The 20,541-nt window shown below is 36.1% G+C and carries 19 protein-coding genes, 3 riboswitches and 1 other annotated feature; of the genes, 4 read left to right on the top strand and 15 right to left on the bottom strand.

The genetic code is table 11. The features are described 5' to 3' along the window. Positions 1-187: 187 nt before the first annotated feature. The 3 genes from NSQ40_RS07700 to gltP form a co-directional block, all read right to left on the bottom strand. Positions 188-1,504, bottom strand: a complete 1,317-nt coding sequence (locus NSQ40_RS07700; RefSeq protein WP_006094179.1) for a Na+/H+ antiporter NhaC family protein — start codon at positions 1,502-1,504, stop codon at positions 188-190. 94 nt (positions 1,505-1,598) lie between these two features. Next, positions 1,599-1,703, bottom strand: a riboswitch (SAM riboswitch). 149 nt (positions 1,704-1,852) lie between these two features. After that, positions 1,853-2,371, bottom strand: a complete 519-nt coding sequence (locus NSQ40_RS07695; RefSeq protein ID WP_018781009.1) for a DUF402 domain-containing protein — start codon at positions 2,369-2,371, stop codon at positions 1,853-1,855. Between the two features lie 65 nt (positions 2,372-2,436). After that, positions 2,437-3,708, bottom strand: a complete 1,272-nt coding sequence (gltP, locus tag NSQ40_RS07690) for a glutamate/aspartate:proton symporter GltP (protein ID WP_003196226.1) — start codon at positions 3,706-3,708, stop codon at positions 2,437-2,439. A gap of 497 nt (positions 3,709-4,205) precedes the next feature. On the opposite strand from gltP, the gene NSQ40_RS07685 reads away from it, so the two are divergent. Next, entirely contained in the window at positions 4,206-5,447 is a 1,242-nt protein-coding gene (locus NSQ40_RS07685; protein WP_003196224.1) for a murein hydrolase activator EnvC family protein, read from the top strand. Positions 5,448-5,653: 206 nt separating this feature from the next. Next, the gene (locus NSQ40_RS07680; protein WP_003206306.1) at positions 5,654-5,818 is read left to right on the top strand and encodes a hypothetical protein; all 165 of its coding nucleotides are present in this window, start codon (positions 5,654-5,656) and stop codon (positions 5,816-5,818) included. 84 nt (positions 5,819-5,902) lie between these two features. Here the strand turns inward: NSQ40_RS07680 and NSQ40_RS07675 are convergent, their stop codons facing one another. From NSQ40_RS07675 to NSQ40_RS07620, 12 genes are all read right to left on the bottom strand, one after another. Next, positions 5,903-7,261: a sodium-dependent transporter gene (locus NSQ40_RS07675; RefSeq protein WP_033795976.1), complete on the bottom strand. Its 1,359-nt coding sequence runs from the start codon at positions 7,259-7,261 to the stop codon at positions 5,903-5,905. A 111-nt stretch (positions 7,262-7,372) separates the two neighbouring features. Next, positions 7,373-7,618 (bottom strand) — a binding site (T-box leader). Positions 7,619-7,794: 176 nt separating this feature from the next. Then, the gene (locus NSQ40_RS07670) at positions 7,795-8,412 is read right to left on the bottom strand and encodes an NAD(P)-binding protein (RefSeq protein ID WP_033795977.1); all 618 of its coding nucleotides are present in this window, start codon (positions 8,410-8,412) and stop codon (positions 7,795-7,797) included. Further along, on the bottom strand, positions 8,387-9,139 hold the full coding sequence (locus NSQ40_RS07665; RefSeq protein WP_003206312.1) for a sirohydrochlorin chelatase: 753 nt from the start codon (positions 9,137-9,139) through the stop codon (positions 8,387-8,389). The genes NSQ40_RS07670 and NSQ40_RS07665 overlap by 26 nt, the downstream gene beginning before the upstream one ends. A 1-nt stretch (position 9,140) precedes the next feature. Continuing rightward, positions 9,141-9,917 carry a uroporphyrinogen-III C-methyltransferase gene (gene cobA / locus NSQ40_RS07660; RefSeq protein WP_258248220.1) on the bottom strand — a complete coding sequence of 259 codons (777 nt, stop codon included), beginning with the start codon at positions 9,915-9,917 and terminating at the stop codon, positions 9,141-9,143. 249 nt (positions 9,918-10,166) lie between these two features. Beyond that, on the bottom strand, positions 10,167-10,379 hold the full coding sequence (locus tag NSQ40_RS07655; RefSeq protein WP_003196212.1) for a DUF3906 family protein: 213 nt from the start codon (positions 10,377-10,379) through the stop codon (positions 10,167-10,169). 11 nt (positions 10,380-10,390) lie between these two features. Then, positions 10,391-12,013: a nitrite/sulfite reductase gene (locus tag NSQ40_RS07650; protein ID WP_341286085.1), complete on the bottom strand. Its 1,623-nt coding sequence runs from the start codon at positions 12,011-12,013 to the stop codon at positions 10,391-10,393. Between the two features lie 11 nt (positions 12,014-12,024). Continuing rightward, on the bottom strand, positions 12,025-12,618 hold the full coding sequence (cysC, locus tag NSQ40_RS07645; protein WP_003196208.1) for an adenylyl-sulfate kinase: 594 nt from the start codon (positions 12,616-12,618) through the stop codon (positions 12,025-12,027). A 12-nt stretch (positions 12,619-12,630) separates the two neighbouring features. Continuing rightward, positions 12,631-13,767, bottom strand: a complete 1,137-nt coding sequence (gene sat, locus NSQ40_RS07640) for a sulfate adenylyltransferase (RefSeq protein ID WP_033795978.1) — start codon at positions 13,765-13,767, stop codon at positions 12,631-12,633. 45 nt (positions 13,768-13,812) lie between these two features. After that, the gene (locus tag NSQ40_RS07635; RefSeq protein WP_258248218.1) at positions 13,813-14,517 is read right to left on the bottom strand and encodes a phosphoadenylyl-sulfate reductase; all 705 of its coding nucleotides are present in this window, start codon (positions 14,515-14,517) and stop codon (positions 13,813-13,815) included. Between the two features lie 85 nt (positions 14,518-14,602). Continuing rightward, complete coding sequence (locus NSQ40_RS07630) at positions 14,603-14,746, bottom strand: YezD family protein (RefSeq protein WP_003196202.1); 144 nt, start codon at positions 14,744-14,746, stop codon at positions 14,603-14,605. Positions 14,747-14,815: 69 nt separating this feature from the next. Beyond that, a riboswitch (SAM riboswitch) is annotated at positions 14,816-14,924 on the bottom strand. 104 nt (positions 14,925-15,028) lie between these two features. After that, on the bottom strand, positions 15,029-16,345 hold the full coding sequence (gene lysA, locus NSQ40_RS07625; protein ID WP_033795979.1) for a diaminopimelate decarboxylase: 1,317 nt from the start codon (positions 16,343-16,345) through the stop codon (positions 15,029-15,031). 331 nt (positions 16,346-16,676) lie between these two features. Continuing rightward, a riboswitch (Lysine riboswitch) is annotated at positions 16,677-16,859 on the bottom strand. A gap of 88 nt (positions 16,860-16,947) precedes the next feature. Continuing rightward, the gene (locus NSQ40_RS07620; protein ID WP_080547186.1) at positions 16,948-17,340 is read right to left on the bottom strand and encodes a DUF3888 domain-containing protein; all 393 of its coding nucleotides are present in this window, start codon (positions 17,338-17,340) and stop codon (positions 16,948-16,950) included. 207 nt (positions 17,341-17,547) lie between these two features. On the opposite strand from NSQ40_RS07620, the gene NSQ40_RS07615 reads away from it, so the two are divergent. Beyond that, positions 17,548-19,434 (top strand): LTA synthase family protein, encoded by a 1,887-nt coding sequence (locus NSQ40_RS07615; RefSeq protein ID WP_033795981.1) that lies wholly within the window; start codon positions 17,548-17,550, stop codon positions 19,432-19,434. 380 nt (positions 19,435-19,814) lie between these two features. Next, positions 19,815-20,522, top strand: a complete 708-nt coding sequence (gene pssA / locus NSQ40_RS07610) for a CDP-diacylglycerol--serine O-phosphatidyltransferase (protein WP_026008425.1) — start codon at positions 19,815-19,817, stop codon at positions 20,520-20,522. Positions 20,523-20,541 lie beyond the last annotated feature (19 nt).

The raw sequence follows: 20,541 nt of genomic DNA, 5'->3' as shown, positions 1-20,541 counted from the left end.
CCCTTCGATTTGATACTCTTATCTTAACTATTTTTTTGACTTTCCATAACGAGCTTAAGAACCGTTTTCGAATCAGACTTAAGACCTATTCCGGGTCAGCCCTACATTAAGATGCATATAAAGTTAAACAAAGTGTATATACGCTTCATAAAGAAAAGAGGATGCCTTATATAAGACATCCTCTTCTTTACGCTGTTTTATGATATTCTTTTTTTTCCGCTACCTTCGAAAACCGCGGAAAACCAATTAAAATGGAGACTATACCACATACTCCAACTAAAATTGGATAAAACGCATATGGTAACAGTTCAATTGGAGATAATGCGGCAAATCCTGCTGCTGTTAACATTTGTGCACCGTACGGAATTAATCCTTGTATGCAGCAAGAGAAAAGATCTAACACACTCGCTGATTTTCGTGGATCAATTTCATATTGATCGGCAATATTTTTTGCAAGCGGTCCTGTGAAAATAATAGAAATTGTGTTATTCGCTGTACACATATTCGTCATACTCACTAAACCGGCGATTCCAAACTCCGCGCCTTTTTTCGAACGAATATTACGTGTTAATATATCCATTAAATATTGAATACCACCATTATATTGAATGAGTTCAACCATTCCACCGATTAAAATTGCTAGTAATACTAACTCCATCATACCGCCAATGCCAGTCGTTACACTTTTAAAGAAACTCGCTAATGTATAACTTCCATCTATTAGGCCGATAATGCCAGATAATACAGTTCCACCTGTTAATACGATGAGCACATTCCATCCAAGCAACGCTGTAACAAGTACACCTGCGTATGGTAAAATTTTCACCCAATCAAACATATGAGCTTTAATTTCTGTATGATTCCCTAATGTAATAACTACTAATAGTACAATCGTTATAATTGCAGCTGGCAGTACAATTAAAAAGTTCGTTTTAAACTTATCTTTCATTTCTGTTCCTTGCGAACGAACAGCTGCAATTGTCGTGTCAGAAATAAATGATAGATTGTCACCAAACATTGCCCCACCGACAACTGTTGCCATCGTTAACGCAATAGAAATATCTGTTTGCTGGCTAATCCCTACAGCAATTGGTGCTAACGCTGCAATAGTCCCCATCGAAGTTCCCATCGCTAGTGAAATAAAGGCCCCTATAACAAAAATCCCAGCAACGATAAACCCTTGCGGTAAAATAGATAGTGCTAAATTAACTGTAGAGTCAACTCCACCCATTCCTTTTGCTGTTTCAGAAAACGCACCAGCAAGTACAAAAATCAACACCATAATCATAATATCCGGATTACCAGCCCCTTTGGCAAACCGTTCAACTTTCACTGTAAAGCTTTCCTTACGATTCATCACTAACGCTGTTCCTACAGCTATTAAAATCGCAACAAGTATCGGCAATTTATAGAAATCACCTGTAATAATGCCAGAACCAATAAATAGCCCCAAAAATATTCCAAGCGGTAATAACGCCAAACCATTCCCTCTCGTTTGTTTCAAAATAACATCTCTCCCTATTTCTAAACCTTTTCTATTCAATAACAAAAGACCTCTTCCGAAAAGAAGAGGTCTTATAATTCTATAAGAAACACTCTCCTCATCTTTCAAGCACATGCTTGCTGGATTTGGCACAGCACTCCATCGTGAGTCCGCTGCCGAGGCATCGTAGGGCCAGTCCCTCCGCCTCTCTTTATAAGAAGGTTTCATATTTTATTTTTAATAATAATTTCTTTCCTAACTTTACTCGCTTACAAATCAAAAGTCAATTATTATTTGTATAAAAACAGTTGGTATTTTTTGATATTTATACAAAAACACGAATAAATCAGCATAAAGAAAGGAAAATAGTCATTTTAATTTTTGAATTTCTTTTTCTAAAATTGCAATCCAAGGAAGCTTTTCTTTTTCAATTTCCTCCATAAGCCATTTGGCCGTATCCCACGCTACATTATGTTCTTCTTCAGAAATATCTCCAGCTATATACGCTTCTTCTAATTCATCTTCATCCAGTAAATATACCTCACCATTAGGTAATAACACTACATCCAAATATAAATCGTCGAAATAGGGCATACCTCGCCCATCTATTCTAAATTTTTTTGCCACATCAATATAATACTGCACTAAGTTCTTCTTTTCATCGAGCATAGCTGTAATCGCGAAGTTCTTATCATTTATAAAATACTGCACCCATGTGTATCCATCATTTACAATGCAAAGTTCTTGATTATTATATTGCTTGTAACTAGGCTCTGTCACTTTGGGCGTATGCAGTATCCCTAACATTCCTTGCTCTATGATCTTCACTTCATATGTTTTCTCTATTAGCCGTTCCCAGGACGAACCATCTCCGTATTTCCGTTTCATTATTCTCTCTCCTTTACTATACAGAAAAGCCCCCACATCTTATGTGAGGGCTTTTACGACAATTATTACGCTGCTTGTTTCTCTGAAATCTCTTTTAAATAGGCTTGTCCTTTTGCATCGTCATATTGACCTTCCCACTTAGACATAACAACAGCTGCTAAAGAGTTACCTACAACGTTAACTGCTGTACGAGCCATATCTAAAATACGGTCAATACCTGCGATAAATGCTAAACCTTCTGCTGGAATACCTACTGTACCAAGTGTCGCTAATAGTACAACGAATGATACTCCTGGTACACCGGCAATCCCTTTAGATGTAACCATTAATACAAGTAATAATGTAATTTGTTGTGTAATGGATAAATCAATACCGTACATTTGCGCTAAGAAAATTGCCGCAATCGCTTGGTATAGCGTCGATCCATCTAAGTTAAACGAGTAACCAGTTGGAATAACGAAAGATGTAATTGCTTTCGGACAACCGAATTTCTCCATTTTCTCCATCAGTTTCGGTAAAACCGTTTCTGAGCTCGCAGTAGAATACGCTAAAATCAGCTCATCTTTTAAAATTTTGAAGAATTGGAAAATATTAATCCTGAATAATTTTGCCGTAAGTCCTAATACAACTACGACGAAGAAAATCATGGATCCATAAACGACGATTACTAATTTCCCTAACGGAATTAATGAAGCTAAACCAAATGTAGAAACTGTAACACCGATTAATGCGAATACACCAAATGGTGCGAACTTCATAACTTGGTTTGTTACGTAAAACATTGCATCTGCTACGCCTTGGAAAAATTGAAGAACCGGTCGTCCTCTTTCACCAACCGCCGCAACTCCTAAACCAAATAGTACAGAGAAGAAAATAATGGCAAGCATATCGCCATCAACCAATGATTTCATAATATTCGTCGGAACGATATTTACAAATGTATCTGCAAACGAATGACTTTGCACTTGAGCTGTCGTTTCTGCATATTTAGAAATATCAGTCTTTGTTAATTGATCCATATTCACGCCTTTTCCTGGTTGAAAAATATTCGCTACCAGTAGGCCAACAACAATCGCAATCGTTGTAATAATTTCGAAGTAAATAATTGTCTTTCCGCCTAATCGACCTAGCTTTTTAACATCACCAACTCCTGCAACCCCAACAATGATGCTCGCTACGACGATTGGTACAACAATCATTTTAATTAATCGGATGAAAATATCACCAATTGGTTTTAAGTATCCTACCACTGTGCTATCGCCATAAAAAATTGCCCCAACTGCAATACCAAGCGCAAGACCTATTAAAATTTGCCATGCAAGTCCTATCCTTTTCATACTTGCTGCAACCCCCTTCTTAGATGCATTAACTCTCCCCTTCTCTCGTTCTATGAAACTAAGAAATTAAGAGTATTACATATTATTCGACAATTCACTACATTTTGTCCCTGTTAAAAATCATAAATCAAAAAATGAAATCTGACAACAAAATAAATTTGTGTGAATACAAATAATTTTCTTGACAAAAATAAAACTCATGTCAGAAAACCTAACATGAGAACGATTCCTCACTATTCACTTATAGATTTTAAAACAAAGCTTTATTGTGTAAAATGAAATCATTTTTATTCATTTTACGTGCTGCTAAAATTAAAAAATTCGATTCTTAATACCAATTTCAACTTTACAATTAGACGACAAACTCTCCTAAAATATTCTTAATTCCGACAATACTTAGCAATTTTATAAAATTTTCTTTACAGTATGATTACAACAATAGACACCCTTCTTCTTCTTATGATATATACATTCATAGGGAAAGGAGCTAGACAACAATGAAAAAATTTGCAACTTTCAGCGTTTTAGCAGCAGGAACTATTTTTGTTTCTCCGTTACTTTCACCAGTACACGCGGAAACAAATCAAGATAAATTATCTACAATTGAATCAGAATTAGAAGGACAACAAAGCGACTTACAAAATAAATCAGCAGAGAAAGAACAAATTGAAAAAGAAATACAAGAATTACAAAAAAAGATTGATGAACTAACTATTTCTATTAATAAAAATGAAGCTGATTTAAATGATACAAAGAAAGAAATTAGCAAGACTCAACAAGTCATTGCTGAGAAAAAGAAACATATTGAGCAATTACAAACAAACATAGATACACGTCAAGATGTCATTAAACAACGACTGCAATCTATGCAAGAAAAACCTCGCACAAATATCATTACGGAAGTGTTAACAAATTCAAATAACATCGCAGATCTTGTTGACAATATATATTCCGTAAGTTTGATTTTAAATAATGATACCGATATTGTAAAAAAACAAACAAGTGATCAAGAGGCTGTAACAGCAGAAAAAGAGGCTGTTGAGAAAAAGGAACAGCAATTAGAGGAATCCAAACAAAAATTAGAACATAAGCAACAAGAATTGCAAGCGAATCAACAGCAGCAACAAGCGCTCATTAACGATTTACATACGAAAGTATCCAAAGTAGATTCTGAGATTGAGGGATTAGAAGAATCGAAAAGCATTTTAGAAAATCAACGACAAGCGGTTCAAAAAGCAATTGAAGAAGAAAAACGAGCGGAAGAAGCTCGTAAAGCTGAAGAGGCACGCAAGGCAGAGGACGCAAAAAAACAATCTGCACCAACACCGCAAGATACGAACAAAGGTGGATTTATTAAGCCAGCCGCTGGTTCAAAAACTTCTGGATTCGGCGCTCGTTCCCTAGATAATCATAAAGGCATTGATATCGCAGCCGCTGGAACAGTTCCAATTATCGCCGCTGCAGACGGTGTTGTTATTCGTTCCGAATTATCATCCAGTTATGGAAACGTCGTTTACTTATCACATCGTATAAACGGAAAAACTTATACAACAGTATATGCTCATATGAGCAGCCGTTCTGTATCTAATGGACAAACTGTAAAACAAGGTCAACAATTAGGATTTATGGGAAACACCGGTCAATCTTTCGGACAACATTTACATTTTGAACTTCATATTGGCGAATGGAACGTGGGTAAAACAAATGCAGTTGATCCTTCTAGTTATATCGGATTATAAAGTGAAACTTTAATCATTGTTTTTTCCTCCGCATGTGGAAATTTTGAGGCATGGGTTTTACTGGCGGATAAATAGAAGACTCGGTACATACCGAGTCTTCTATTTATCCCGAAAGCAATGGTTTTGTCCCCCAAATTATTTTTAACACTTTGTAGGCATTTTACATAAACTAAAACAAAATGCCTATTCATCTAGGGGGGATACACATGAATACAGAACAACAAGCAGAACTACAAGAAGCCCAAGAAACATATGTTGGCCGATTATTTACGCTTGGTAGTGCGATCCTATTTTTAATTGGTTCCGTTATATCAATTGCTACAGCTTATAAAACATATACTCGTTTATTAAAAACATCTACATCACAATAAATTGAAACTTTAATCAGCGAGAGTATTACTGTCCGTGAATAGCGGGATAAAATAAAAAAGGCAGGGGAATCTCCCCTCGCCTTTTTATTTTGCAAACATCTTAAATATACCAATTGCATTTAAAAATACGATTACTACTGTAATTGGAATTATATAACGTAGTAAGAAAAACCAAATGTTAAATAATGTTTTTCCCTTTGTTTCTGTAACTTCTAATTCTTTCATTAGTAAATCTTTACTCATTTTATTCGGTACAAACAATGAAATTGCTAGTACCCCTAACGGCAGCAATACATTACTTACCGTAAAGTCCACTAAGTCAAAAAATGTTTTTCCGAAAACTTTTACATCACTCATAATTCCAAATGATAGTGCAGATGGAATTCCAACCGCAAAAATTAGTAATCCAATAACAAATGATGCCGAAGGACGTTTTTCCTCATTATCTTTCGCTACAGATGCAACCACAATTTCAAGCATCGAGATTGCAGAAGTTAAGGTTGCAAAGAAGAATAAAATTAAAAACATAATAAAGAAAAATTGTCCGAATGGTATTTTCGCAAATACAGCTGGAAGAATAATGAACAATAAACCTGGTCCTTCTGTCGGTTTAACCCCTAATGCGAAAATCGCCGGGAAAATTGCTAGTCCCGCAAGCACTGTAATAAAAATCGTTAAGCTTACAATTGATGTTGCTGATTTCGCTAAATGCTCCTCTTTCTTTAAGTATGAGCTGTATGTTACCATTACCGAAGCACCTACTGTTAGTGAAAAGAAAGATTGTCCCATCGCATATAAAATCGTATCGGCTGTTAGCTTTGAAAAATCCGGTTTTAAGAAAAACTCTACACCAGCCCATGCACCATCAAGTGTAAGAGCACGAATAATAATAGCAATAAACAAAATAAATAATAGCGGCATCATATACTTACTTGCCTTTTCGATTCCTTTTTCTACACCTTTACTTACAACAAAAATAGTACAAAGCATAAAGATTAACTGAGCACCTACTGCGCTAGCAGGATTCGAAATTGTTTGTTCAAACAATTTTCCATATTCAACTGCCCCACTCCAAAAGCTTCCTGTCACACTATAATATAAATATAATAAAATCCATCCACCTACGACGCTATAAAAGGATAATACACTAAAACAAGTGACAACACCCATACGACCAATCCATGGATATAATTTACTATTTGGTACTAACAATTTATATGCAGTAACCGCTTCTTTTTGTGTACTACGACCAATAACAAACTCTGCTAAAAGAAGAGGCATACCAATAAATAAAGTTAATAATAAGAAGACTAGAAAAAACGCTCCCCCTCCGCCATTACCTGCAACGTACGGAAACTTCCATATCGCTCCAAGTCCTACTGCGGCTCCGGCTGCTGCGAGTACAAAACCTATTTTCGATGTCCATTGCTGTGTTTCTTTCATTGTAAATTCTCCTTTTCTGAATTTTTCCACTTTTCTTAATTATACACTTTCATTTCATACTCGCACACCTCCTTTAGAAAATAAAAAAGCCCCCTACACGCTACTATGCATGTAGAGGACGATATATGTAATAATACCGTGGTACCACCTCGATTGGATTAAACAATCCCACTTGTTCAGGTACAGGAAAAATTCCGATACCCTATCCTTGTAACGGCGGAACCCGGGGTGCCTACTAAATAGTTCAGCATACCTCTCGCAAGCCCATTCTGTATATTTTATCGTACCAGGCTCACACCTTATCCCAGCTCTCTGAACGCATCAAATATACGTACTCTTCTTGCTCATCGATTTCATCTATTGAAGTTACTTGTGATTATAGAGTAGATTGCTATATTTGTAAAGAGGAATTTAATTTGTCCGGCTATATAAAAGGATCTGACCGCTTCTACGCATGGTCGGATGCTCTCTTCCACTTAAAAAGAAAGGTTTATCTCAGTTTTTTAATTTATATTTTAAGCAATACGTGTATTCTATTCTACACATACTCTTTCAGCTAACTCTTGTAAAAACCTTCCTCTTTTCTGCTGGTTTTGAATATACTCAAGCTTCAACACTTCTTGCAATAAAATATTCTGTTGTCTTTTTTCTAGTCGTAATTGTTTCACCTTCATCCTTACTTCATATAAGAAATCAAGATAGTCTTCATATGTCTCATCATATTTCATCGCAATATCATCCCGAATTTTTTTCGCAAGTTTTGGACTTGCACCTCCAGTAGAAACGGCAACATTGAGCTTTCCTCTATGCATAGTTGCTGGAAAATGAACATTTCCACTTTCAGGATTAGTAATCACATTCACAAGCTGGTTTAATGATGCATCTTGTGCAATATGCTCATTTAATATTGCATCACTTGTAGCTGCTACTACTAAAAATGCATCTTCTAGATCACTTTTTTCATAGTCTTTTTGAAACCAGCGAATTTTCTTTGATTCTACAAGCTTCATTAAACTCTTATCTAAACCACGACTCACTACTACTATATTCGCTCCTTCTTTTAGTAAAGGCGCGATTTTATATGATGCCACTCGGCCACCACCAATGACAACAACTCGTTTATTTCTAATTCGAACTGTAAGTGGGTACACGCACATCTCCCCTTAAAATTTCTTCCGTTTTCTGAATCAACATTTCTTGAAATACATGATTTTTCCCCAAATAAGGACATACATGTATACTCGAATAACTATAATTGCGAACCTCTCGTTCAATATGTTTCATTAACAATCCTGTAAATAGTAGGTAAGGAAGAACAACGATGTTCTCATTAGCTCGGTTTACAACTACTTTTAACTTTTCCTCAAATCGCGGCTCCGCTGCAGCTAAATAACATACTTCTACCTTTCCAACTTTCTCTTCTTGTTCAAACAAAGAAGCAATATGCTTAATATCTTGTAACGTCTCAGGATCACTACTCCCCCTTGCAACAAGCAATAGGGTCACTTCATTTTCATACTCTTTAATGCCACTTCCCTTATACGCAGCCGATACGAGTGATTCCGAAACACCAAACGGATTCCCGTAAGTCATTACAATGTGAGGATATTTATTTTTCATTTTTTTTAACTCATTTGGGATATCTTCTTTCACATGCCCTGCTGCTAATAAAAAGACCGGAACAACAACAATTTCTGTTGCGCCTCTTCTTACGCAAGCAGCAAAGCCTTCTGAAATAAAAGGCTTTGCTAACTCTAAAAAACACAGCTCTTGAATAGGAGCTGATACACGATTCATACAAGAAGAAACAAAGTCTATCGCTTCCTCTTTCGCCTCTCGCAACCTACTTCCATGGCATATATATAACACAGCTTTCATTTTATAACACTCCGCTTACTGGATACGTAATGTCAGCCTGGCGTTCAAACCAATCAATTTTTTCACGAAAACGAACAACTTCTCCAATCACAATCATACTCGGATTTTGAATCCGCTCTTTTCCAGCAATCGTTACAATTGTTCCTAACGTTCCTGTAATGGTTCGCTGAGATGATGTAGTTCCCCACTCCACAATAGCAACTGGCGTATCTTCTCCTTTTCCATGTTTCAAAAGCTGTTCACATATATAAGGAAGATTGCTTACTCCCATATAAACAGCAAGCGTGTCAACACCTTTCGCTAAGTTTTCCCACTTCACTTCTTCTTCAGCCCCCTCTTTCCGATGCCCTGTCACAACAGCGAAACTTGCGCTCGCGTCCCGATGTGTAACAGGAATACCAGCATATGCTGAAGCAGCAATCCCAGCTGTAATACCAGGTACAATTTCAAACGGAATACCATGCTTTGCTAACGCTTCCGCTTCTTCACCACCTCTTCCGAATACAAATGGATCTCCACCTTTTAAACGGGTTACAATTTTTCCTTTTTTCGCATATTTAACAAGAAAAGCATGAATCGTTTCTTGTTTCATGGTGTGATAGTTTGGTAGCTTCCCACAATATATTAAGTCTGCATCTGGCTTTGCATAAGAAAGTAATTCCTTATTTACAAGACGATCATATAAAATGACATCCGCTCGTTCGATACACTTTACCCCTTTTACAGAAATTAACTCTGGATCTCCCGGCCCCGCACCAACGATATATACTTTTCCCATCATCTCTCCTCATTTCTACTATAAGGTGAAACTTCCATCCCTATTACAAATAGAAGTTACTATATAAATCCATTTTGATTTTCCAACATATAAATCACTGCTATAAAGAACAAAAGGTGACCCGCACTCGTTTTCTCTCTTTGTTTTCACTCGACATGAGGCAAGAGGAGGAGCTGACCGCTGCTATGCATGGTCGAATGCTCTCTCCCATCTAAAAAGAAAGGTTTGATATCGGTTTTTCAATTTGTATTACACTGTCTCCTGCTCACGAATGACAAATGCTGCACCTTTTCGAATCTTCTTTTTTTCATATAGAGAGATTTCCTTCACTTCTGGAAGCGGTAAAAAATACTTCTCTAATTCTACTTCCACAAGTTTAAACGCCTGTTCTTCACTTTGCGCAACAACCACTACAGGAACAACACCATTTGCCAATACTGCTTCAAAACGATACAAATCCATATTGCTCCCTCCTAAGATGCAATCACTTCTTCTAAAATATGGTTTAAGGCCCCTTGTAAATCTTCTATACCAACGCGTCCTACAAACTCATAAAATGTTTCAGCTGGCAGTTTATGTTCTTTAAAATATGTTAAAAACGATACAAGAACATTGGGAAGGTCTTCTCCATCAATCTTTCCTTTTAATTTTTGGTTATAGACACCACCATCTAATAACGTACCACCTACATAAATTTCAAATGCTTCAACAATTCCTTTTTCTTTCGTTTTCAATTTCACCCCTTGCAAACCAATGTCCGCAATTTGTCTTTGTCCACATGAATTTGGACATCCTACCATATGAATACGAACCGGAACATCTAAAGCAAGCTGTGTATCTAAATAATCTGCAATATTACGTAGTCTTTCTTTCGTTTCTACTAATGCAAGGTTACAATACTCAATACCTGTGCATGATACCGCATATCCGATGAAAGATTTTGGACTTGCAGAAATAGATTCAAATAAAGGTTCTTTTAACAGTCCTTCTATATTGACTTTCGGAACATTCGGAATAATGAGGTTTTGTGAGTTACATGTACGAATTTCACCATTTCCGTACTGTTTCGCAATTCTAGCAATTTCAAAGAACTCCTCAGAGTGTAAGCGACCAACCGGTACGTTAAAACCAACGTATGATAAATCCCCTTGTTTTTGCTTATGAACACCGTAGAAATATCCAGCATTCCATCCTTTTAAAGCATCCTTCCCCTTATCATGTAAATGTCCTGTATATTCTAATAATTTTTCTTTGAATTTTTCCGGTCCCCAATCCGCAACTAAGAATTTCAAACGTGCCAAATGTCGTTTTTCACGATATCCAAAATCACGGAAAACAGTAGCAATTGCAATCGCAACTGTTTTCACTTGCCCAGGAAGTATGAATAAATCTAGTTCTTGTGCTAAATACGGACGGGCAGATAACCCCCCGCCTACTCGTAAATGAAATCCCTCCACCGTTTTTCCATCAATCTCTTTTGTAGCCGGAATGAAGGCAGCACAGTTAATTTCAGCATTTGCTGCATTATATACGTTTGTGCTGATCGACATTTTAAACTTTCGAGGTAAGTTTGAAAATTCTTCATTATGTTGAAAGAAATCATATACCTCTTTTACAATTGGCGCTGTATCAAATAGTTCATCACCATCAATACCAGCAAGGGGGTTCCCAATAATATTTCTTGTAATATCACCACAAGCTCCCGCTGATGATAATCCTACTTTTTCTAAGCGGTTAAAAATATCTGGTATTTGACCAATTTCAAGCCAATGGAATTGAATCGCCTGTCTTGTAGTAATATCAAGAACATCACGACCATAATCTTCCGCAATTGAAGCCAATACCTCCACTTGTTCATTCGTTAAAATACCAGAAGGAATATTAACGCGCATCATAAAATACCCTGCCTCTTTTGGACGTTGTAAATATAACCCCGCCCACTTAAATGAATCCCACTCTTCTTTCGGAATAGAATCAAATCCATTTTCAGCATAATACAGAATAGCTTTAAAGATTTCTAAGCCATCTTTTTCTAATTTCTTTTTCTCTGTAGCATTTAACTTTTCATTGTTTGCCCACACTTTGTCATAATTCATTTTTATTCCCCCTATATAAAGCTACGCTCTTGTAAGTAACCGATGATTTGTTCTGCACATTGTTCAATCGAATAAAGATGCGTTTCTACAACCACTTCTGCTCCAAACGGCTCTTCATATGGCGAATCAATGCCCGTAAATTGCTTAATATCGCCTTGCCTCGCTTTTTTATAGAGCCCTTTCGGATCACGTTTCTCACATTCTTCTATTGGACACTTTACAAACACTTCGAGAAATTCGTCCTTTTCAAGAATATCCCTTACTTGCTGGCGATCCACTCGAAATGGAGAAATAAATGCTGTTAATACAATTGTCCCTTGATCTACAAATAACTTCGCCACTTCACCAATACGACGAATATTTTCTGTCCGATCACTTTCGGAAAATCCTAAATCTTTATTTAAACCATGACGAATATTATCGCCATCGAGTACATAATTACCAATATTTTTTTCAAATAATTTTCGGGCAACCGCATTTGCTACTGTTGATTTTCCAGAAGCTGATAAGCCTGTGAACCAAAGGACAAAACTGTGGTGACCACTTTTCTTTCGTCTTTCCTCTTTTAAAACAGATGCTGTATGCCAAGTGATATTTGTTTCCATCCTACTCTCTCCTTATTTTGTAACGACTTCTTTTTGTAAACCACGAATTAATATTTCTATAACTTCTTTACGGCTAAATTCACTTGGTGGAATTTCTCCATTTCGCAACATTTCTCTTACTTTCGTCCCTGATAAAATAACATGTTCTTCTTTACTGTGCGGACATGTTTTTGTAGAGGCCATCGCCTCACATTTTGTACAGTAAAAACTATGTTCAAAGAAGAGTGGTGCAATCCCTAACTCTTCTACTGTAAAATTCGTAAAAATCTCTTGCGCTTCGTACGTACCGTAATAATTCCCTACCCCAGCATGATCACGTCCCACAATGAAGTGTGTACAACCAAAGTTTTTTCTAACCAGTGCGTGAAATATCGCTTCACGTGGTCCCGCATAGCGCATTGCTGCTGGAAAAACACTTAAAAAGACACGGTCACTCGGATAATAATTTTTCAAAAGCACTTCATAACTTTCCATACGTACATCAGCTGGAATATCATCTGATTTCGTTTCACCAACGAGCGGATTTAAAAATAAGCCATCTACAATTTCCAGTGCAGACTTTTGAATATATTCATGTGCACGATGAACAGGATTTCTCGTTTGAAAACCTACCACTGTTTTCCAGCCACGTTTTGCAAACTCTGCACGTGTTTCACTTGGATCTAAATGATAAGAAGCAAACTTATCATTTTCAAAACGCTTCACAAGCGTAATTGTTCCTCCAACATAAACATTTGGTCGATCATATAACTTTTTCACACCTGGATGGACAGTATCAGTCGTTTTATAAACAAGCAATGCTTCCTTGTCTTTATCCGGTGTAAAAATATCTTCTATTTGAATCACACCATATGTGGTCCTTTCTTTGACAAGACGAACCTCTTCACCAATTTTTAATTGCTTCGCCTTCTCTTCTGTTATTGGTAGTGTAATAGGTATACTCCATACATCACCACTTACTAAACGCATGTTTTCTATAACAGATTGATAATCTTTCTTCCCTAAAAATCCAGTAAGCGGGCTATAACCACCTATTGCAACAAGCTCTAAATCACTTAAAGCAATTTTGTCCAATTCAATTTCTTTTGTAATCCCCTTTATTTCATATGTTTCATCAATACGATTTACTAATATTTTGGTTTTACTCATTCTCCTGTCCGCCTCTTTCACATATATTTAAAATCAACCATGTCCTTATTGATCATGAAGGCCACATTCCGTTTTCATCTTTCCAGCCCATCGTCCATTCCTTGAATCTCCCCCCTCTCCCACAGGCAACGTACATTTTTCACACCCTATACTTGGGTAACCCATGTCGTGCAATGAATTATAAGGCAAACCATGCTTATATACGTAACGCCACACTTCCTTCCACGTCCAATGAATAAGCGGACAAATTTTAATAGATTGGAAGCGGTGATCCTGATTTATAAACCTTGTATGTTTACGCGTTTCAGATTGTTCCCTTCTTAGCCCTGATATCCACGCTTTTCCATTCGATAAAGATTCTTCAAGTGATAAAATTTTCCTTAATTTACAACAAAGATTCGGATTATGTTCCCACAAACGATCCCCATGCTTTTTTGCTTGCTCCTCAAGCGTTAGCGAGGGTTGCTTTTCAATAATTTCAAGATCTGGAAACCTTTCGCGCACCCGCTTAATTAAATCGTATGTTTCTTGAAAATGAACGTTTGTATCTAAAAATACAACTTTTGCAGATGGATTTACTTGGTTTATAAGATGTAACAACACCATCCCCTCTATACCGAAGCTACATGCGTATACAATTTCGTTTTCATAATGTTTATAGGCCCACTCTAATACTTGTAACGCTCCTTTTGTTTCATCTTTCTCAAAAAAAGAAACGAAATCCTCTTTCCACATTTCATACGTCAGCATGTTCTCCCCCCTGTAACGCAAAAAAGACGGTTTTAACCTAATAAAATAGATTAAAACCGCCTCTAGTTTTTCTAGTCAGCGCTTTTTACTTTAAGCGTACCTTTTCACTTTTTTCAAGCTGAATCACTTTTCCATCTTGCACAACAATTGTAATAGAACCATATTTCATATCCGCAAGCATCGTTTGAATTTTCTCAGCTACTTCGTCAAAATGTCCACGCACTCCCACGAACAGCCCCCCTTTTTATTCATAAAAAAAATCTTTTCCATTTCGAAAAGACTGTTCGGTAATATATTTACCTTATCTTTCAAAATGGATGCCATTTTGCTGGACTTAGCACCTTGCTTCTTATAAGCAGGTTGCTGAGCTTCGTAGGGCCAGTTCCCTCCGCTTCTCTTGATAAGCTTTGTATTTGTATTTTATCATAATTCTGATTTTTTTCAATCCTAGTTTTCCGATATATTTTATATTTTTTAAAAAGGGGTTGCTCTATTTGAACAACTTTTACCATTACACAAGCTCTTTTATACGTATGCGATCGTTCCCAATTATATTTTCATATGTTTCACGTTCAACAACAATTTGTGATGCCCCGCCTTTTGCAAATACTACAGCCGGTCTGCGAATACGATTATAATTATTAGCCATAGAATATCCATATGCTCCTGTACAAGAGATCGCTAACAAATCTGCTGTAGCAACTTGCGGCAGTTCTATATCCCAAATAAGCATATCTCCACTCTCACAACACTTTCCAGCAATTGAAACAACTTCTTCAGCCTCTTCTTTCCCTCGATTTGCTAGCATCGCCTCATAACGAGCTCCATATAAAGCTGGTCTTAAATTATCTGTCATTCCCCCATCGACTGACACATATTTACGAATGCCAGGGATATCTTTTACAGCTCCTACTGTATAAATTGTTGTTCCTGCATCCCCAACAATACTACGACCTGGTTCAATCCATATTTCAGGAAGTGGATAATTATTTCTTGTAAATTGTTCTCTCACTGCATCTGTTACAGCATGCACATATGTTTCAAGGGTAAGTGGTGTATCAGCTTCCGTATAACGAATACCAAAACCTCCACCAACATTTAACACCGTTACAACATAACCAGTCTGCTCCCTTATCTCTTCTAAAAAATTATGCAATACTTCAACCGCTCGAACAAATCCTGCTGTTTCAAAAATTTGTGACCCAATATGTGAATGAATACCTAACACATTATAATTTGATTTCTCTAGCGCTATTCGAATCGCCTGCATTGCCTGACCAGCCGAAACTCCAAAACCAAATTTCGAATCATCTTGCCCTGTTGTAATATATTCATGTGTATGCGCCTCTACTCCAGGTGTAACTCGAATTAATATATTTACAATTTTTCCATACTGCTGTGCTAAGTCATGTAATATTTCCATTTCAAAGAAATTATCTACCACAAAGCAGCCAACATCTGCTTGCAGCGCCATGACAATCTCTTCTTCGGTCTTATTATTACCATGAAAATGAATGCGTGATGCAGGAAAACCAGCTTGCAAAGCAGTATACAATTCGCCCCCAGAAACAACATCTAAAGACATATTTTCTTCACGAGCTACTCGGCACATCTCCATGCACAAGAACGCTTTACTTGCATACGCTACTTGGTAAGAGAATCCACTTTCCTGGAAAGCACGATGAAACGCGCGGCATTTTTCCCGAATAGAAGCCTCATCGTATACATAAAGTGGGGTCCCATACTGTTTAGCTAGCTGCGTTGTATCGCATCCTCCAATTTCTAAGTGTCCTTGCTCATTGATTCGGCTTGTGCCGTGTAAATACATTTGAATTCCTCCCTTATTTCCTCTAAAACTCATAACCCCAATCTTCTTCTATTCATTGCAGCGCGTTTTTAGATAAAGTGAAACTTTAATCAGCGGGAGTTTCATCCCCAATGATTATTAGCCTTCACCAATCGGGCTTTTACGGGCAGTTGATCCTCCACCTAACTTCTTTGTTTTCTCAGAATGTTAAGATATGAGATCCTACTGCCCGTTAAAGCGGGGTAAACAAAAAACGCGCGGAACAATGTTCACACGCGTTTCTTATTAGGAATAATGTATCATGAAAAAATAAACGAGTTGTTATCTTCTCAAATAAGAAACCGCATCAACATCTCCAAATAGCTCTCCATAAAATAAAATCTTATGACAGTACTACATTTATTCAATGCAGTCCCAATATATGAATGACGTGGTCACTCTTATATTTCGGCAATAGTCCCTTTCAATCTATGATCACAGATTCCACTAAATCTCCCATAGCTTACTCTTTCCTATCGCGGCCTCTACCTTTGAGAGTAGATGAGGTAAGTCTATTTAATTTTCAAACATCTTATATTGGTATTAACAATACCAAACGAATAAATTATTTGTCAAACAATTTTTCACATTGTTTTTTTACAATTTAATTTCGTATCATCTGGTAAGCGCTTTATATCTATTTTTTTCACAGTCCATTCTCCCTCATCATTATTAAACGTAATTCTTATTTTTTCGAATGGCGGAAGTACTTTCCCACCTATGGCTTCATATTTCGTCACTTCAATTACCGCTTGAAATAAATATGTACCACTATACATTTTTTTCAAACTAACAATCTTCGGGCATTCATACGGTTTTTGTTTCCCATAATGCTTCTCAATCGCTACATTTATTTGCGGAAACAAAACGGAATAAAGAGCATCTTCTAATAATGGCGCATCATATTGTGCAGCAAAAACTGTAGGGGGAGAAAAGAATAAAAAACCACTACATATGAAACAAAATAACTTTTTCATCATAACCTCCGTATCAAAATGCGATATGGTTATTGTCTCCGTTTTCTCTTTTTCTAACCAATTCTTATAAAAATTATCCACAATTCTGCTTTGTTTTCGTATAATAGTACATAAAGATATACGACTGTTCGTATATTTAAAGTGAAACTTCTATCATTAGAACTACAATCACTAGAACCGTCACTTACAGTAGGAGAGGAGTATGTTATGCTACAACATTTGTTTCCAAAATTACGATTTGCACTTGTTGCAGTCGTTTTATTATGGATAAAAACATATATAGTGTACAAGCTAGCCTTCGATATTAAAATTGATAGCTTCTTTGAAGAAATGATGCTTTTGTTTAATCCAATTGCTTCATTGCTTTTATTTTTTGGTCTAGCTTTATTAGCATCAAAGTATCGAAATCGAATTATTATTGGAATCAGCTTTTTGCTGTCATTTATTTTATTTGGAAACGCGATGTTCTACGGTTTTTATAATGACTTTGTCACATTCCCTGTTTTATTCCAAACAAATAACATGGCTGATTTAGGAACCAGTATTAAAGAACTATTTACGTACAAGACATTACTTCTATTTGCGGATGCAATTATTCTAATGTTTATTTTACGTAAGTTCCCGAAATTTTGTGATAATACGCCACTATCTCGCTCTGAAAAACAAAGCTTTTTTAGTGGTATAACAGCTCTGTTAGCATTGCAAGTTATTGTTTCTGTCGTTCATAAACCGCAGTTATTTTCACACTCTTTTGATCGTCAAACCGTTGTGAAAAATCTAGGTTTATACACATATCATCTATTTGACATTACACTTCAGTCTAAATCTTCTGCAGAGCGTGTATTTGCAAGTGGAGACGGTTTTTCTGAGATTAAAAACTACGTGAATTCAAAAGATAAACAAGCTGATAAAAGTTTATTTGGAGTTGCAAAAGGAAAAAATGTCATTTTAATTTCAATGGAATCTACACAAAATTTTGTTATCAACAAAAAAATAAATGGAAAAGAAATTACTCCATTTTTAAATCAATTTATAAAAGATAGTTATTACTTCGATAACTTTTATCATCAAACTGGACAAGGAAAAACATCCGATGCCGAATTTATTGTAGAAAATTCATTATATCCATTAGACCGTGGCTCTGTATTCTTTACACATGCAAACAATGAGTACACAGCAACTCCTGAGCAGTTAAAAAAATATGGATATTATTCCGCAGTCTTCCATTCGAATGATAAAACTTTCTGGAATCGTGATGTAATGTATCCAGCACTCGGATACGATCGTTATTTTAACCTAAATGATTATACAGGAACAGAACAAATGTCTGTTGGATGGGGACTAAAAGATAAAGAGTTCTTTGAACAATCGATCTCCAAGCTTAAATCTTTACCACAACCGTTTTATACAAAATTTATTACATTAACAAATCATTTCCCATTTCTTTTAAATCCAGAAGATCAATATATTAATGAGTATAATTCTGAGAGTGGTGTACTAAATCGTTATTTCCCAACCGTTCGCTATACAGATGAATCTCTGAAACTATTTATCAATCGATTAAAAGATGAAGGGTTATACGATAACTCAGTTATTGTTATTTACGGAGATCATTACGGTATTTCTGAAAATCATAATGCTGCTATGGCACAATTTCTCGGTAAAGAATCCATAACTCCATTTGATTCGATGCAATTGCAACGTGTACCACTTATTATTCATGTACCTGGTCAAGAAGGAAAAGTTATTTCGAAAGTATCTGGACAAATCGATATAAAACCAACATTGCTCCATTTACTTGGTGTCAAAACAAACCAATCCATTGAGTTTGGTACCGATTTATTTGCAAAAAATGAGCATCCACTTATGATTATGCGTGATGGTAGTTTCGTAACAAACGATTATGTTTATACAAAAAATATGTGCTATAAAAAAAGCACAGGTGAATCTATTGATTTAGCAATTTGCCAGCCATATATTGAAAAATCAAAAACAGAATTAAGTTATTCTGATAAACTTATCTATGGCGATTTATTACGATTTGATCCTAACAATAAATACAAAACGGGAACAATGATAACTAAATTTGAATAACCCTAAAAGCAACCTTAAATGATAACAATTTGAGGTTGCTTATTTCTTAATTAAATTTTTACCCTTTCATAAACATGATGATCTTATCTAACAAAATCTCTCCCCCAACTCAAAGCTCAGTAGAATTGAACTCCCCCCACCTTCACTTCGTTTAGAGGAGGGGGTCTTCTCGGTTAAAATGATAAAAAAGTTAGACAAGGGATAAACTACTCATGAAAGCCTGCCTTAATGAACCACATCACTGAATACGATTTCACTTGATGAAATCTTTCACAAAATGGGAATTTTTTCGTACGTGGAAAGAAATTTATGTTATGATAAAACAAGTAAACTTTCATACACTAATTAAGAATTTATTACAGAAAGCAAGGGATCAGATTTTGTATAGAGCAGCAATTCCAAACTTATTTACGCTCGGAAATTTATACAGTGGATTTTTATCAATCGGCTATGCATCTTTAGGGTATTATAAACCAGCTGCTATTTTAGTACTAATCGGGATGATGTTAGATAGTCTTGATGGTCGGGTTGCTCGTTTATTGCGTGTTGATTCACAAATGGGAAAAGAACTTGATTCACTCGCAGATGTTGTAACATTCGGTGCTGCGCCTGCAGTTTTAATGTACTACACTTCCTTTTCCAATTACGGAATTATCGGACTATACATAGCAGGCCTATTCCCTCTGTTCGGAGCATATCGCTTAGCAAGATTCAATGTAACGCCTTCCTCTACTTCTATGAAATATTTCACTGGCGTTCCTATTACTGCAGCAGGAGGACTTGTTGCCTTCTTAACATTGTTTTCACATACCATTCCAAAAATTGTCCTCATTACAGTATTTGTAACGTTTGCATTTTTAATGGTAAGCCGTATTCGCATCCCAAGTTTAAAAGATGTGCCAATTCCACGATACAGTATCATTGTTACACTATTTTTAATTGGCAGTATTTATACAATGTATAAAACAAGTTTTGGCAACATTTCAGTATTTCTATTCATTGCTATTCCACTTTATATTTTGTTTATGTTATCTCAATTTATTAGGCAAAGACCTTCTCATAAAAAACGAGCAAATAAAGAAAAATAGAAAGAACCCTTCCAGTTGG

This window comes from Bacillus sp. FSL K6-6038, from assembly GCF_038050455.1.
In the GTDB taxonomy this organism is placed as follows: Bacteria; Bacillota; Bacilli; order Bacillales; family Bacillaceae_G; genus Bacillus_A; species Bacillus_A pseudomycoides.
This window is presented reverse-complemented; position numbering and strand designations above follow the sequence as displayed.